This window comes from bacterium, assembly GCA_037128595.1.
GTDB lineage: Bacteria > Verrucomicrobiota > Kiritimatiellia > CAIKKV01 > CAITUY01 > JAABPW01.
The window spans coordinates 50,198-65,191 of the sequence record JBAXWB010000022.1; the positions used below are offsets into that span (position 1 = coordinate 50,198).

General features: G+C 58.2%; 10 protein-coding genes, 1 tRNA gene and 1 pseudogene. 5 read left to right on the plus strand and 7 right to left on the minus strand.

Annotation, left to right across the window (positions count from 1 at the left end; genetic code table 11):
* Positions 1–80: 80 nt before the first annotated feature.
* On the plus strand, positions 81–914 hold the full coding sequence (locus WCS52_13625) for an AraC family transcriptional regulator (GenBank protein MEI6168220.1): 834 nt from the start codon (positions 81–83) through the stop codon (positions 912–914).
* A gap of 91 nt (positions 915–1,005) precedes the next feature.
* Here WCS52_13625 and WCS52_13630 read toward each other — a convergent pair whose 3' ends face one another.
* The 4 genes from WCS52_13630 to WCS52_13645 all read right to left on the minus strand — a co-directional run bounded on the left by WCS52_13630 (position 1,006) and on the right by WCS52_13645 (position 5,385).
* Positions 1,006–1,764 (minus strand): PIG-L deacetylase family protein, encoded by a 759-nt coding sequence (locus WCS52_13630; GenBank protein MEI6168221.1) that lies wholly within the window; start codon positions 1,762–1,764, stop codon positions 1,006–1,008.
* Between the two features lie 156 nt (positions 1,765–1,920).
* Positions 1,921–3,075 carry a Gfo/Idh/MocA family oxidoreductase gene (locus WCS52_13635; protein MEI6168222.1) on the minus strand — a complete coding sequence of 385 codons (1,155 nt, stop codon included), beginning with the start codon at positions 3,073–3,075 and terminating at the stop codon, positions 1,921–1,923.
* The gene (locus tag WCS52_13640) at positions 3,072–4,115 is read right to left on the minus strand and encodes a TIM barrel protein (GenBank protein ID MEI6168223.1); all 1,044 of its coding nucleotides are present in this window, start codon (positions 4,113–4,115) and stop codon (positions 3,072–3,074) included. The genes WCS52_13635 and WCS52_13640 overlap by 4 nt, the downstream gene beginning before the upstream one ends.
* 79 nt (positions 4,116–4,194) lie before the next feature.
* A complete protein-coding gene (locus tag WCS52_13645) occupies positions 4,195–5,385 on the minus strand; it encodes an aminotransferase class I/II-fold pyridoxal phosphate-dependent enzyme (protein ID MEI6168224.1) in 1,191 nt (396 codons plus the stop codon).
* A 108-nt stretch (positions 5,386–5,493) separates the two neighbouring features.
* Here WCS52_13645 and WCS52_13650 point away from each other — a divergent pair, with 108 nt between their 5' ends.
* Entirely contained in the window at positions 5,494–6,369 is an 876-nt protein-coding gene (locus tag WCS52_13650) for an AraC family transcriptional regulator (protein MEI6168225.1), read from the plus strand.
* Positions 6,370–6,376: 7 nt separating this feature from the next.
* Here the strand turns inward: WCS52_13650 and WCS52_13655 are convergent.
* Positions 6,377–6,453: transfer RNA gene (locus tag WCS52_13655), tRNA-Arg, on the minus strand.
* A gap of 149 nt (positions 6,454–6,602) precedes the next feature.
* Between WCS52_13655 and WCS52_13660 the strand changes: the two are divergent.
* Positions 6,603–7,249: pseudogene (locus tag WCS52_13660) on the plus strand (SGNH/GDSL hydrolase family protein).
* Between the two features lie 4 nt (positions 7,250–7,253).
* Here WCS52_13660 and WCS52_13665 read toward each other — a convergent pair.
* Positions 7,254–8,291, minus strand: a complete 1,038-nt coding sequence (locus tag WCS52_13665; GenBank protein MEI6168226.1) for an alcohol dehydrogenase catalytic domain-containing protein — start codon at positions 8,289–8,291, stop codon at positions 7,254–7,256.
* Positions 8,288–9,322, minus strand: a complete 1,035-nt coding sequence (locus WCS52_13670; protein ID MEI6168227.1) for a glycoside hydrolase family 43 protein — start codon at positions 9,320–9,322, stop codon at positions 8,288–8,290. The genes WCS52_13665 and WCS52_13670 overlap by 4 nt, the downstream gene beginning before the upstream one ends.
* Before the next feature lie 157 nt (positions 9,323–9,479).
* Here WCS52_13670 and WCS52_13675 point away from each other — a divergent pair, with 157 nt between their 5' ends.
* Together WCS52_13675 and WCS52_13680 are read left to right on the plus strand one after the other, a co-directional pair.
* Positions 9,480–11,342 (plus strand): sialate O-acetylesterase, encoded by a 1,863-nt coding sequence (locus WCS52_13675; protein MEI6168228.1) that lies wholly within the window; start codon positions 9,480–9,482, stop codon positions 11,340–11,342.
* The gene (locus tag WCS52_13680) at positions 11,343–14,993 is read left to right on the plus strand and encodes a PD-(D/E)XK nuclease family protein (GenBank protein ID MEI6168229.1); all 3,651 of its coding nucleotides are present in this window, start codon (positions 11,343–11,345) and stop codon (positions 14,991–14,993) included.
* Position 14,994 lies beyond the last annotated feature (1 nt).

Genomic DNA, 14,994 nt, shown 5'->3' on the forward strand with positions numbered 1-14,994 from the left:
ACATCACCTCTGTAATATTGCGCAATATGAGTTCTTGTGACAAGATGACAGAATCTAACAAGAAGGGGACAATTCCGACCATGCGCAACAGACTGTCGTTGAATCTCATTCCTTCCGCAACCGCCTGCAATGCCGGGTTGTTCATTTCGCAGGGACAAGGCACCCACCCCGAGCGCATCATCGACACCCATGAACTCATCTTTGTGCGCACAGGAACATTGTGCATGCACCAAGGGACGCGCCGCTTCTCCATCAGGCCCGGTCAAGCCCTGCTCTTGCGAAAAGGAATCAGGCACGGAGGCACGGCGCCGTTCCCGCCGGACCTGAGCTTCTACTGGATCCATTTCCGCTTAAATCCGATCCCGAAAACAAGCCGCCCCCCGTATGGGATTCATCTCTCCGCGTTAACCACGGTGAGTCGGCCCGACCGGTTAACCGAAATTTTCCGTCACTTCCTCGATGACCAGGAGACAGGGCGCCTTACACCCGTTACGGCAGATCTCATGATGATGCTTTTATTAAGTGAGGTTGCAGACACCCGCCCCCCACCGGACGCCTCCCTCAATGAGACCACGGCCTCCCTGGCCCACCGCGCGGAACAGTACATCGGCCTGCACGCCAATGAACCGATTTCAACCCAAGCCATTGCCACAGCGCTCCGGTGCAATGCCGACTATCTCGGCCGGATATTTCAAAAGTCTTACGGGCACACGCTAACAGATGCCATCCACAAGCAACGTCACCACAAGGCCCGGTCACTACTGATGGACAGTACTCTGAGCATCAAGGAGATCGCCCAGACCTGTGGCTTTGATGATGTTGGCTATTTCCGCCGGCTGTTCAAACGCCAAACCGGTCTTTCACCCCTTGCATTCCGGGGACTTTATGCCCATCTGCATGTGAACAAGGAATAGCCATGGCCAAGACGAGCTGAGCCCGCATGAACGGCCATAGGCGAATAATCATAAAAGGGTATGACATGGGTTTGTCTTTCACGGAGCCGGATCACTTGCAACAAGCGGTACACAGCGTTCCCAGAACTTCTGCCAGAAGGTTATTCGCCGGAAATCCACCCCCGAGATGCTGAATAAAACATTCCCCATATTCACGGCCTATCAGCTGCCCCTGCTCGCGCGTCCAATCCTTCATCATTTTCATATAGTGATCAAATCCCAATGCAGCCAACCATTCACGTTGGGAGGCATGACAGGCCAGCATCTGCTCCTTGATTCCCATGGCAGACCCGACATCCACTCCAAACGACACAGGCAAGGGACGGCCAAACATATCTTTCAATCCAATCGCATTCCAATAGTAGAGATGCGGAACACACGTCATGGGTGACGCCTTCGTCCCGCAATCATAGAGCGGAACCTGGGCGATATAGGCAGCATTTTGCACCAACCGTGAAGTCAATTCATGATCGGCCATATAATCCGTGGGCGGCAGCGTCAACACGATTTCAGGATCCACTTCTCGCATGATCCGGGTTGCCGCTTTGCGGCAATAAGAGTTGTACTCAATTTCCAAGTCACAACCGCCGGCATAATGATAGACGCCATTGAGCACTTTAGCTGAAGCCGCGGCCTCACCGAGACGTTTTACCTGAATCGCCTCCCTCGAAAGTGTCGGCGAGCCCACCTCCCCACCCGTCATGGTGGCCAGATGAACCTCATACCCGCGTTCAGCCAATAAGGCCAGGGTTCCCGTTGCCATGAATTCAATATCGTCCGGATGACATCCAAAAGCTAAAACACGTTTCATAGTTCCTCATTTCTTCCCCAATAACCAATAATTTATCAACCAAATAACCATGAAGCCCCCATGGGACGCTAGTGAAAAAGCTCCTTGATTTTGTCAAGAAAATGCACCGGCCACCCGTCACGCTGTTTGTCAGTCAGAAAGCCACCATCCGTGACACTAGGGCATAGCAACTGGTTGGATGGTCCGCCACTGCCGTGTCTTATTGCTCTCGACGATGGCTGCCAGAATTCTCATCTCATCGTAACCAGTCTTGAAATCAGGACGGGCCCCAGGAAACACTACAGACTCACCTTTGACGGCATTGTAGAAATCCCTAAAAAGGTTCAATTCCGCATCATGGTACCCCAGCGGATGCCCACCCGGCAGCGTCGCGTACCGCGCCGTGCTATTGTCCATCAAGGCAGGGGCTTCGGTTAGTATTTCATTGGGTCTTTCCCGGTGACCAATCCATAACTCCGTCGAACGCTTGTGATTCCAGGCCATGGAACATTTGCTGCCATAGATCTGGAACTCCGTATCAGATTTCCGCCCGGCACAGGCCTCGCAGGTGGAGAACGAACCCGGGGCCCCATTGGAAAGCCGGAACAAGGTGGCGGAGTAGTCCTCCAGATCCACATCCACCTCTTCCGTCCCGGAATCACCGGCCTCGGTAAACGCCAAAACCTGCTTGCGGGGCTTCTGCCGCTTGGGAATAATCGAGGCAAAATCGCCCATGACCTGCTCGACCGAAAGTCCGGTAACGAACTGGACCAGGTCAAACCAATGGCTGCCCAGATCGGCCGTAATGTTCGATTCCCCGCTTTCCGACCGTTCCAGCCGCCAGGAATAATCCGTCACCCGGGAGAGCCAGTCCTGATAATAGGAGCCGCTGACCATCCGCACTGACCCCAGGTCGCCGCGCCTGACCCTGACCGCCATTTCCTGCACTATCGGATAGTAGCGGTAACAGAAATTGACACCATTCACCAACCCCTTCTTCTCCGCGAGTTCCGCCAATTCCGCCGCCTCGGCCAGATTCATAGCCAGTGGTTTTTCCGACAGCACATGCTTGCCCCGCTCGAGTGCCAGCTTATTGATGGGGTAGTGGAACTTGTTCGGCGTACAATTATGGATGACGTCGATTCCCGTGTCGTTCAAGATGCTCTCGGGGTTATCAACGGCATTGGGAATATCATATTTCCGGGCCGCCTGCCGGGCCAACTCCAGATTGATATCGCACACAGCCTTGATCCGGACCCCTTCCACCCGGCGCAGGGCCTCCAGGTGGATCGGTCCGATATATCCGGTTCCAATCACCCCGACGTTAATCATTTCCGGCCTCTTTTCCCAAGCAGGGCCTGCATAATCAGCAGATCCAACCCTTCATAATCCCGTTCTGCAATCAAGGCCTCAATCTGCTTCTCGTCCAGCGATCGGGACACCTCAAGCAGATTCATGAAGATCTCCCGGCTATTCGAGAGATGGCTCACCGCGGGAATTTTCTGGGTGCGCATGGCCTTGACATCCAAGCCGACCCATTCGCCGTTATTGCCGAATCCATGGCGATCAAGGATACGGACCTGGTTGAAGGCACGACGCAAATCCACCGAGCCGAACGACTTATCCTGGTCAAACTTCAGACCATTCTGATCGTTCAGATGGACGCTCCAGAGCTTCTTGTGGGCCAACGCGTAACCCATCTCGTCGGAGGGGTCAAGCCCCGCCAAAATGGCGTGGGCACTCTCAATCAGGCAGCCGACCCGGGAGGGATCATTGGTCAGCAACCCAAGACCGATCGCATGGCCAATGGTCGGAATATAGGTGTGATCCATAGGCTCGTTGGGCTTCGACTCGATCATGACGCGAATGGTCTTGTCGTAGTCGAGCATTTTCTGAACCGCCTCGGCAATGCGCAGGGCGGAGGTAACGGAATCCTTGGACTCTCGGATATAGGTTCCCTCCCGTGCCAACCACAAGACGATGTTTTTCGTGCCCAACGCCCGGGCGATATCGATGGTACGCATCGAGCGGTCCAGTGCAAACTGGCGTTCGGCGGCGCTATTGGAGGTGTAACCACCGTCCGTCGTGCGGGAATCCTCCCACAGCCGGGGCGCGACAAATTCCGGAATCAGGCCGTTCTGGTCAAGCAACGCCTTTACCTTTCCCGCCTCCGCCACCATGGCCGTCGGCGTCATTTCGTTCATATTGGGAACCACATCGTCATCATGGAACTGGACGCCATCAAACCCGAGCTTCTTATAGTAGCCCAATTTCTTGACGAACGACAAACTCCCCCGCACCTGAGGACCAAATGGATCCGCACCCTCGTGAATGTTCCATGGTCCGAATGAAAACCTGAATGTTCCTTGCATCGTTTATCTCCTACTGGTGACCGGCCAAGCCGCACCTTTTGTTATGTGTTTATGTGCTACTAAAATTGTTTTTGAGGAATCAGATATTATTGGAAGCCTCACCCAGAGCCTTGATTTTTTTCGCAATTTCCACGTCATTCCAGTCGGGATTGACCGCCACATATATCGTCCGGCGCAAAATCTCCAGCGTGCGCGGACAGGCCGTATCGCTGTAATCCGCCCGCAGCCCCTGGTTTTTAGGAAAGAAGAAGGGATTCATATCAGGGTGGTGGAAACTGCGTTTTTCACGCAAAGGAACCCAATTCGTGTATACATGCTTATGATGATCGATAAGCACCAGCCCGTCTACTCCAGGCGCAGTGGCAAAGGCACGCGCCATCACCTCATCCTTGAACTGAAGGGTCAACATTACGCCACAGTCGCCTTTCTGATCGTTACTGGGGGCTACCGTCACCTTAAGCATCCCCTCCACCGCTCCAGCAAGAGCATCACGATTCCGGCGCAAATCCGTAATGATCCCATCCATCCGAGCCATCTGCACTCGGGCAATGGCCCCCAAGACTTCATCCGCCCGATACTGTTGCGCCACAAATACAGGTTCCTGGAATTCACTGGATCTGGGGCGAAAAACGCTACCGGAATCATGGTACACAACGGCCCGTTCATAAAGACACCGGTCATTGGTCACCAAACATCCCCCTTCCCCACCTGCTGAAATAATCTTAAACCAATTGAAGCTGAAAACTCCTGCATCACCCCACGTTCCGGTGCGCCGGCCTTTGTAGGTGCCCCCATCCATCTGACTGGAGTCCTCAATCACCTTAAGCCCCCGCTTCCGGGCAATGGCAATGATCGCTTCAAGATTAGCGGCCCTTCCGCTCATATGCACCGGGATCACGGCTTTGGTTGCCGGACCGATCTTGCGCTCGAAATCAGCAGGATCAAGCCCCAAGGACTCATTTACCTCCGCCAATACAGGAATCGCGCCAACCGTCAGTACTGAAGTAGCGGTGGCCATCCAAGTATAAGCGGGCACAATCACCTCGTCACCCGGCCCGATGCCGAGCCCCGCCAAGGCGCACACCAATCCCGCCGTACCGCCGCCACACATCAACAGGGCATATGATATGCCCATTTTTTGCGCCCACTCTTCTTCAAAACGTTCAACTTCTCGTAAATGTCCGGCTTTTACATCACCCACCCGGAACCACTGCTTTGACAAAATAACCTTCGACACCTCATCAATTTCTTCCTGTCCGGCACGATACATAATTGATCTCCTATAGTTGAATGCCATTGTTCTCCGCATAGCCAATGTTGACAATAGACAGGAATTGCGAATACTAAACATTTATCGCGATTTACCGGAATTCCCTTTATGAATAATGAGTTATTTGATGCCCCTTCCCTGGCTAACATCCTGAATCAAACAAACTGGCGGATAGTTAGTTCATTATTCGACGAAGAGGTGGACTTCGTCCACCAGCCTACTCACCTGAAATGGATGCGCAGCCATACTGAGAGCCACCCCGCCCGTGAGATTCTATTCAGTCTGAAAGGGAATGGGGTCTATGGCTACAAAGGCAAAATCTATCCCTGCCAGCCTGGCTCGGTTTTTCTTTTCAACTCCTACGAATCGCATGACAATTATTATCCAGCCTCCTGCCCGGAAATGCTCCATTTGTGGCTATCGCTTTTTGAACATGACGTGGTCGCGAAAATCCTGTTAACCCGGGAGGGGAAAATACACAACCTGGTGAGTTCACTCGTTCTCAGCGGAGATCCTGCCGCCTGCCTCTTGACCAGCACATGGGATAAACTGGCGAACGCCACTTCACACGCGACAGTCCGGCGCGCGCAATTGCTTGCCGCTCTCGCATCTTTGCTCTTACGTATCGTTGAATACGGGTATGAAAACAGTGACGGCCATGCTGAATCAAATTTCCAAAGTCAGGTCATCAAGACGATTCGCCATCACGTTGCGAAAACGGCGGGGCGCGATGTCCCGCTCTCCGAAGCCGCGCGTTTAGCTGGCTACAGCAAGCACCACTTTCTAAAATTGTTTAAACGCGAAACCGGCCAAACCTTCCATGAGTATGTAAATGAATGCCGCCTCAAGAAAGTTTCGGCCATGCTTCAGGAACGGCGGACCAAAACTGAGATATCAGAAACGCTCGGGTTTACCCATCCCTCAACTTTTCTCCGCTGGATGAAAACGCAAAATCTGCGAGGAGTTGCCGGAAGTTATCAATAGGTGTGAATGGCGCACCTGGCAAGGATCGAACTTGCAACCTTCAGCTTCGGAGGCTGACGCTCTATCCAATTGAGCTACAGGTGCGTAAAGAAGGGTGGATTGTGGAGTACGAAGCGGTAGCCCGTCAAGTACGGAGTCATCCTGCCATCATTTTGGATGTTTTCTATAGAACTTGACGCCTGAGCCCACTCTGTGCGAAACGTAACCAAACCCTTTATCTGGAGAGATGATTTATGAAACTGCAAAAAGGTTCGAAACTAGTAATGATCGGGGATTCGATTACGGATGCTGGGCGTACCCGTCCCATCTCTGAAGGCTTGTTTGATCCCTGGGCCGCGGCTATTCCTGCCTCGTGAACGCCCTGCTGGGCACCGCGTATCCCGAGTTGGGAATCCGTGTGGTGAACATGGGGAACAGCGGCAACACCGTGCGCGATCTCAAGGCCCGCTGGCAGACCGATGTCTTCGATCTCAAGCCCGACTGGGTCTCCATCATGATCGGCATCAACGACGTCTGGCGCCAATACGATTTACCCCTGCAGCCCGAGTGTCATGTCCCGCTCAAGGAATACGAGGCGACGCTTCGCGAACTGGTGAAAGCCACGCGTCCCAAGGTGAAGGGGCTGATTCTGGTCACCCCGTATTTTATTGAATCCAACCGCAAGGATCCCATGCGGGCCACGATGGATAAGTATGGCGCGGTCGTCAAAAAGATCGCCCGCGAGAACCGCACGGTCCTGGTGGATACCCAGGCCGCCATTGACCAGGCGTTGAAACTCCAGCACCCCGCCACCCTGGCCTGGGATCGCATCCATCCCAATCAGGTGGGACACATGATCCTGGCCAAGGCCTTTGTCGACGCCCTCGGCTTCAAGTGGTAGGCCACTAAAAGTCGATCATGGCCTTGACCACGCCCTGCTCATAGCCCGCCACCAGGTCGAACGCGGCCTGGGTCTGGCTGAAGGGGAATCGGTGGGTGAGCATGACATTCACGTCGAAATCGCGACGGGCAATCATATCCAAGGCCGGCTGAACACAATGATTCTGGCGCCGGACATTCTGGAGGCAGAGCTCCTTGCGCCGTAACGCATCGATCTTGAACGACACGCGGTCAAGGGTCGGCGGAATGCCGACGATCATCAATTTTCCGCCAGGCTTCAGCACCTCAATCCCCTGATCCAGCGCCTCCTGTTGTCCGCAACACTCGAACACCACATCCAGTTGTGCCGGTTCCTGCCGCGTGATCGCCGCCACGACATCGCCTGTTGCGGGATTACCCCCCCAGTCCGCGCCGGCCTTGCGCGCCATGGCCAGTCGCGCCTCAATCTTGTCGGTAACAAAGATTCGCCCTGCGCCCTGCGCACGGGCCGCAAACAGCACGCTCAGTCCAATCGGGCCCGCCCCCAGAATCCCCACTTTAGCCCCCCGCATGGGAATGGAGCCCTTGACGGCATACACCCCGATGGCAAGCGGCTCGGACAACGCGCCCTCGTCATCACTCACCGACGCAGGCAATACAAAGCAGCTGGTCTCCGGCATCACCAGATACTCCGAGAGACACCCTTCGGCCTGCTGCGGACACCCCAGGAACCGGAGCTTGCGGCAGGTATGCGGCCGGCCGGCCAGACACTGGTCACACTCAAAACAAGGCATCGCCGGCTCAATGGCGACATGATCGCCCAGCTTGACCCGGGACACCGCCGCTCCGACCTGCTTCACTATCCCGGCCCCCTCATGGCCGACCGTGAACGGGAACTCCACCACCTGACTGCCAATCTTGCCAACAGTATAGTAATGGACGTCCGAGCCACATACCCCCACCCGCGTCATCTGAATCAGCACATCAGTATCCCGCACCACCGCAGGCGTGGGCACCGTCTGCATTTCCATACGCCGGATTCCCGTCAATCGCATCGCTTTCATTCATGCTCCTTTTGGTAAACAGGTTGCTCGCCGCCGGCATAGGGCGGCTGGTCGAAAATCGTGAGATCCCATTTATCCACCCATCTGACAAACGGGCGGGGCGGCTGATTCAGAACAGTCGTTTTGAAAAACATCGGCAACCACACATAACGGGAGTCCGCGAGGTTATCCGGCCGCCACTGGTCCGCCATGAGGATGAACGCACCGGGTTTCCCAGCCACCGGCAGCACGAAGGTGCTCTGGGTCCCATAGGCGATCTCCGCCCCCTCTCCCAGACAGGGATTGCCGCACTCACGCCACGGCCCCGCCAGTGCCGGCGCCACGGCGGAACGGGCCTCGTTGGGTGCCCAGCCAGTACAGTCGGAGCCGATAAAGCCATAACGTCCGTCATACTTGAACACGCAGGGCGCCTCCATATAACGGCCGCAGAACTGACGCAGGATATTCGACGTAGGCTCGAGATAATCATCGGTCAGCCGCACCATCGCCAGATTGGCATTGTCATCTGTAGCGAAAACCAGATGGGCGCTCCCGTCGTCATCCTGAAACACGGTACAATCACGGAACATGATATACCCGGGCCGGAAGACCTTCACCAACGTGAATGGACCGGCCGGGGAGTCGCTGACGGCCACCCCGGCAAAGGCGCCATGATGGCCCCAGCCCTTGAGGTCATGGTGCCACCACATGACAAACTGGCGGGTCCGGGCATTGTAAACGACCTTGGGCCGCTCCATCTTGCAACCGGGCACCAGGGGCGAAGCCGGATCCTCCCGGTTCACCGGCAGGGCGGTGCGCTCAAATTGCCAGGTCAACAGGTCACGTGAGGAGTAGACACTGATGCCGATTTCCGCATTTAACGACGAGGGACCCTCAGGGCGTTGCTCGCCGTACCAGTAGTAGACCCCCTCGTGGTGCAACATCCCCCCGCCATGCGCGTTGATCGGCTTGCCTGCGGTATCCAACCATACCTGGCCGGGGCGAAAGCAACGAGAGTCATTCGGTTGATGAGCCTGCTGAGAACGATTCATGATATTTGCGCTCCTGAAATTTCCGTGAAGTACACCAAATCAGCCGTGCCAACACAATAGTGTAGACCAGATAAATGGATTGTGTTTATGGCCAGCTAGTGAATAATAATCCGCTTTTTAGAGTAGCCATACAAAAATTTAATTCAAGGAAACCTGCATGAAAATCGATACGGGCCTTTTCAACCACATGGTCTTGCAACGTAATCCGAAAAACGTGAGTGAGGCTGGATTTTCCGGACAATGCGGAGCCAGTGGTCCCCTGACGGCCACGGTACGGGCGGGCAAGCGCGTCATGAAAGGGTTTGCCGGCAAGACGGTCGGAAGCGCCGCCCGCGGCAAAATGAATGGTATCCTGAAAGGCCTGCCTGTGGGCGGTCCGTACGAGATCGAACTCAACGCCGGGGATGAGACCCTGACGATCAAGGATGTCCTCGTGGGCGACGTCTGGCTGCTGGGAGGGCAGTCCAATATGCAGGGCTGTGCGCTTTTCCCGAAATCGCGGCTGGCCACGGATCCGCTGGTGCGCGCCTTCTTCATGGATGACCGCTGGGCGACCGCCAAGGATACGATCCACAACATGTGGGACTGCGTCGATCAGGTACACGTGGATATCAGCGGCGGAAAGCGGCCGGCCAAGCCTGATGCCGACTGGGGCGTCTGCCCGGGACCGGCCTTCGGCAATGAACTGCGCCGTTTGACCCGGATCCCGCAGGGCCTGATCGCCTGCGCCCACGGGGGCACCTCGATGACGCAGTGGGACCCCAAACGCAAGAACGAGAATGGCAAGAGCCTGTATGGCGCGATGATCCGCCGCCTCAAGAAGAATGGCGGCCGCGTGGCCGGGCTCATCTGGTATCAGGGTTGCAGCGACGCCAATCCCGACACCGCCCCGCTCTATACGGCGCGCATGAAGGAATTCGCCGCTTCCCTGCGGCGCGACAGCGGGAACAAGACCCTCCCCATCGTGATCGTCCAGATCGCACGCGTCATCGGCTGGGGCGCGGACACGGCCCCGCATTGGAATTCGATCCAGGATCAGGAACGCCGTCTGCCTGCGGTCATCAAGCAACTGGCGACCGTGCCGGCGATTGATTTGCCCCTGGACGATAACATTCACCTTAGCGGGGTAGGACAGTATGCTCTGGGCGTCCGTATGGCGCAGGCCATGCAGGTGTTGCGTGAGGGGCGTAAGGCGGGACAGCCGCAGATCGCCGTCAAAAAAGTCACGATTGAAACCGTGCGCGGTCTGGGAGTGGCGGTCGTGGAGTTCGAGAATGTGGTGGGCCGGCTCCGTTCCGGTTCCCGCCCCAGTGGCTTCGCCATCGTCAACCAGAATGGCAGCGCCAATCATTTCGATATCCAACTGGATGGTTCCTGCGCACGCATCCGCAGCGGGATGTCTCCGGACGATATGGCCCAGGCGATGCTTCACTACGGCTATGGCACCGATCCCTACTGCAACATCACCGATGAGGCCGGTCGGTCGTTGCCCGTGTTCGGCCCCCTCCGGATGGGAGTACCCCGCGCCATCACCCCCTTTATCCGCCAGGTACGGGTCAGCGCCTTCCAGCCGTCGGCGGGCAAACTCGAGCAACTGGGCTACCCGGCCAACCTTGACGCGCTCCAAATGACCCAACGCACGTTCACCGAGCCGTTCTGCAACCTTCACCCCGAGATCATGCAACGGGGCAAACAGGATGAACTGGTTTACTTCGCCTTCCGGTTTTCCTGCAAGGAGCCTTTACCGCTGGCGCTGATCCTCGGTTACGACGGTCCGGTCAAGGCCTGGAGTGACGGCAAGCCGTTGCTCCACGATCCTCAAGGGACCAATCCCGCCACCACCGATAAACGTTCATCACGTTTTAACGCCGCCGCCGGAGAACATGAAATCGTGGTGGCGCTGGGCACCAACGACGGGGCCGCCTGGGGTGTCTTTCTCCGGCTCGAACGCTTCGGGCTGACCAAAGCGCAACTGCTTAAGGGCCCGGCGAGTTACGTCATGCCGGAAATCCTGGAATAAATGCCCGCCACCGCTCCATCCCGGGCTCACCGCCCGGACCTGGTCATTTACCCGACCGCCGTCGCCCTGCGCCAGGTTCAACGCAGGGCATTGGCACGGGACGGTTTCTTTGACGGCCGCCGGCATCTGACCCTCGGCTCCCTCCTCCGCCTCTGTGCGGAGTCAGCCGCCCGCGCCGGCCTTCTCAAGGGGCCCCGGGGCCTGTCCCTGCGCCCCATCACCGATCTCGACCGGGAACTCGCCATCGTGGAGGCCGTCGCCAAATTCCAGTCCAGTCCCCACCCCGAAAACTCCATGCTCACGGCCCTCACCCCGGCGGCATTGGAAGAAACCCTGGAAGAACTGACCGACACCGTTGCCCCGCTGGCGACCCGCGCGGCCGACTTCATCACCCTGCTGGCCTGGGATCAACGCTCTCCCAAAAACCCCGATCTCGCGACCCTGTACCAGGCTTACACCGACGTCTGCCAAGCGTTGCAGGTTGCCGACGATACCGCCGTCAACACCGCCATCCTGGCCCTGCTCCGCGGTCCCCGCCCCCTCTGGCCTCACCCATTGCAAGAGGCCGTCACCCTCTCCTTCGTGTCCGTCCGCTGGGTGGCCCCCTTTCAGGAATCGGTCATCCAGGCCCTCTCCTCCCAGCTGGGCCCGGACCACGTACAGGTTCATCATATTCTTTCAGAACATGAACAGGACTGGTGGGCACAGGATCTCATGACCCGCGCCGGCCGGCTGCTCTTTGATGGCTCCACCGGCAGTGAGGATCATGACGGGCTCGCCTTTCAATCCCCCTCCACCCGGAGCGCCATCGAGGAGCTGACCAGCCTGCGTGAGGGCTATGCCATGCAGGATCGCGCCCTTGCGGAACCGGCCCGGGCCTGCGTCGGATTTTCCACCTCTGTCGGGCTCTATGGCGAAATCGAAGACCTCGCCCGCCGGATTGCCTGGGAACTTCACGACCGGCCTGATCCCCTGCGCCCCGATGAGCTCTGTCTCGTCACCCGTAATCTCGGGGCCTGTTCCGACGCCATCATGGATGTGTTCAGCCGCTTTAATATCCCCTATTACTTCCGCCGCGGCGTTCCCGTGCTGGCCATCCCCATCATTAAAACCATCCTCAACCTGGCCCGCTTTTCAGCCACCCGTGACCGGGAAGTGTTCTGCGCCCTGCTCGAAAGCCCCTGGCTCAATTGGCCGGGGCTCGGCCTCCCGGATCCTGCCGCCCTGGCCGACGACATTCTCCGGTCCGGAGCGGAACCCCTGCTGGATGATCCCAAGCGTCTGGTGCGCCGGCTCGTCAGCTACTACACCAACCCGTATTCCGAAAATCAGAATTTCCCTACCCGGGAACAAGCCGAGGCACAGGCCAACGCGGTCCTCACCCTCTACCAGACCGTGCTCGGCCACCCCTCGATCCAAACCCTTGAGGAGGGGATGGCCGACCTCCTGAAGCGCTGCGAACAGCTCACCCCCGGCTCCGGCCCCGGCGCGCGGTCCGATGATCCTCTCGGTCAACGCGCCACCCTCCTCAACACCAAGGCGTGTGAAGTGGCGTTGGAGATGCTCAACACCCTGCGCCAGCACACCCTCGTGGCGGACACCCCTATCAACTGGTCGAGCCTGGTGGATCTGATCAGCCGGGCCCTCGAGAACCTGACCGTCACCCCGGGTCCCTCGGATGAATCCGGTGTATGGATTCTCAATCCCTTCGATTGTGCCGGGCTTCACTTCAAGGTGGTGCTTCTGGCCGGCATGAATGCCGGTGAGTTCCCGCAGCTCCCCACGCCCAGTCCGCTCTTCCCGGATGCGGAACTCATCGCCTTCCGTGAACGCCTCCTGAAAAAAGGGCCACTCCCCGCCGCCGCCCTGGCGGCTTCTAAAGTCCGCAACAGTCAGGAAAATATTCTCTTTCTCACCACCCTGGCGGCCGCCCGGGAACGGATCGTGTTCTCCTATCGCCGCCATGGCGAGGACGGTCGGGAACTGACCCCCTCGGTATTCTTCAGCACCCTCTGGCGTCTCACGGGGTGGCCCACCTGGCCCACCCTGCCGGCGGCCCCGCCCGACCCCTACGACCGCTGGCGCCTCACCCGGGGCGCCCCCCACCTGCTGGATCACTGGCAAAAACACAACGCCATTACCCCCCACAAGCGACGCCCCTTCCCGGGGGAATCTTTTCTCGGAACCGTCCCCCTCGGCTTATGCCGGGCGGATGATGAGCGCTGGCAACGCCTTGCCCATCAACCGGGCGAGACCCCGCCCGGACCGGGCGCCCCCAACCAGGCCGTCCCCGGCCCCTTGGCCTGCCATGTGGCCCATGGCATCCAGGTTGAGCACCACCGCCAGTCTTTTTTCACCCGTCAGGCACAGGCAGACCTTGGCGAACCCTCGCGCCACAGCCTTAAGGGCGGGGAATACGCGGGCATTCTGTCACCGGAATTATGGACCCGCATCAAGCCGCCAAACGAGGGGCCCATGGACTTCAGTCCCACCCAACTGGAGCAACTGGTGGCCTGTCCTTACCGCTATTACCTCCAGTACATTGCCGGGGTGGAGCCCATTGAACGGAATGACCTCGAGGCCAGTCCCCGTGATTTCGGTACCGCGATTCACTTCATCATGAATGAGGGCTTCCACCTCCTGCAGGGAGCAGCCCCCTCCCTCCCGCTCCCCCGCCTCAGCGACATCGCGGAGACCTATGCGGACGTGATCACACCGGACTGGGCGATTCCTGACCGCCATGGCGTCTGGCATCTTCAGGAGGGCGGCGCCCGCCCGTCATCGGACGCCCTGCCGCTGGTCTCCCTCAAGCCGGACCGGAGCGATCGCACCCTCGCTTTTTTTGACGCGCTTTCCGAGACCCTTCTCAAGTGGGCGACCAGTGGGAATGCGAAATGGATGCTGGGTGCCCCTGAACAGCTGACTATCCAATGCCGCCGGGTTCAGCGCGCGGTCCGCAACCTGGTCCGGACGGCCATTGCGCCAACCGCCTTGCCGAACAGTCTGACGGAGGCTGAAGCCGGCCAGCCCGTCAGACGCTTTCCCTGTCTGCTCGAGTTCGGCTTCAACAGTCATTCAAAAAAGGCCGACGCCCCCTCGGTTGAACTCACGGCGGCTTCAGCGGCCAACCGCAAGGTCCGCCTCCACGGCAAAATTGACCGGGTCGATCTGGTCTTTGACACGCAGCGGATCCTGCAGGCCATCATCGTCGTGGACTACAAAGGCAAATCCAAGGCCAAGCACTCCTCCGCCACCCTCGCCGCCATGATTGCCCGGGCGGAAGACTGCCAGCTACCCGCCTATGCCCTGGCCGCCGCCTCGCGCTTCCGGCCTGGCCCGGCAGGCGCCATTCCGATCTACATGCACTATCTCTCCTATGCCCTGCCGGCGGAGGATTTGATCAAGGACTGCCAGAAACGCTGGCTCGCGACGGACGGCCAACCCCTGGAGCCCGAAGAGTTGCAGGAGCTACTGAATGGATCCGACTCACTCCTGGCGGCCTTCACCGCCAGCACGTTTGCAGCGCTCGACAAGTATGAACGTGGCGAATTTGCCGTCGCTCCCATCGCCTGCGAATACTGCGCCTTTGCCGGCGGCTGCCGCCACTATGCGAGCCTGCTTCCCGACTCCGACCAACCGGCGGACTCATAAT

Bases quoted from the DNA above. Each gene is read 5' to 3' on its own strand.
- WCS52_13625 (MEI6168220.1), top strand. From the start codon at position 81: ATGCGCAACAGACTGTCGTTGAATCTCATTCCTTCCGCAACCGCCTGC.
- WCS52_13630 (MEI6168221.1), bottom strand. From the start codon at position 1,764: ATGAAACGTGTTTTAGCTTTTGGATGTCATCCGGACGATATTGAATTC.
- WCS52_13635 (MEI6168222.1), bottom strand. From the start codon at position 3,075: ATGATTAACGTCGGGGTGATTGGAACCGGATATATCGGACCGATCCAC.
- WCS52_13640 (MEI6168223.1), bottom strand. From the start codon at position 4,115: ATGCAAGGAACATTCAGGTTTTCATTCGGACCATGGAACATTCACGAG.
- WCS52_13645 (MEI6168224.1), bottom strand. From the start codon at position 5,385: ATGTATCGTGCCGGACAGGAAGAAATTGATGAGGTGTCGAAGGTTATT.
- WCS52_13650 (MEI6168225.1), top strand. From the start codon at position 5,494: ATGAATAATGAGTTATTTGATGCCCCTTCCCTGGCTAACATCCTGAAT.
- WCS52_13665 (MEI6168226.1), bottom strand. From the start codon at position 8,291: ATGAAAGCGATGCGATTGACGGGAATCCGGCGTATGGAAATGCAGACG.
- WCS52_13670 (MEI6168227.1), bottom strand. From the start codon at position 9,322: ATGAATCGTTCTCAGCAGGCTCATCAACCGAATGACTCTCGTTGCTTT.
- WCS52_13675 (MEI6168228.1), top strand. From the start codon at position 9,480: ATGAAAATCGATACGGGCCTTTTCAACCACATGGTCTTGCAACGTAAT.
- WCS52_13680 (MEI6168229.1), top strand. From the start codon at position 11,343: ATGCCCGCCACCGCTCCATCCCGGGCTCACCGCCCGGACCTGGTCATT.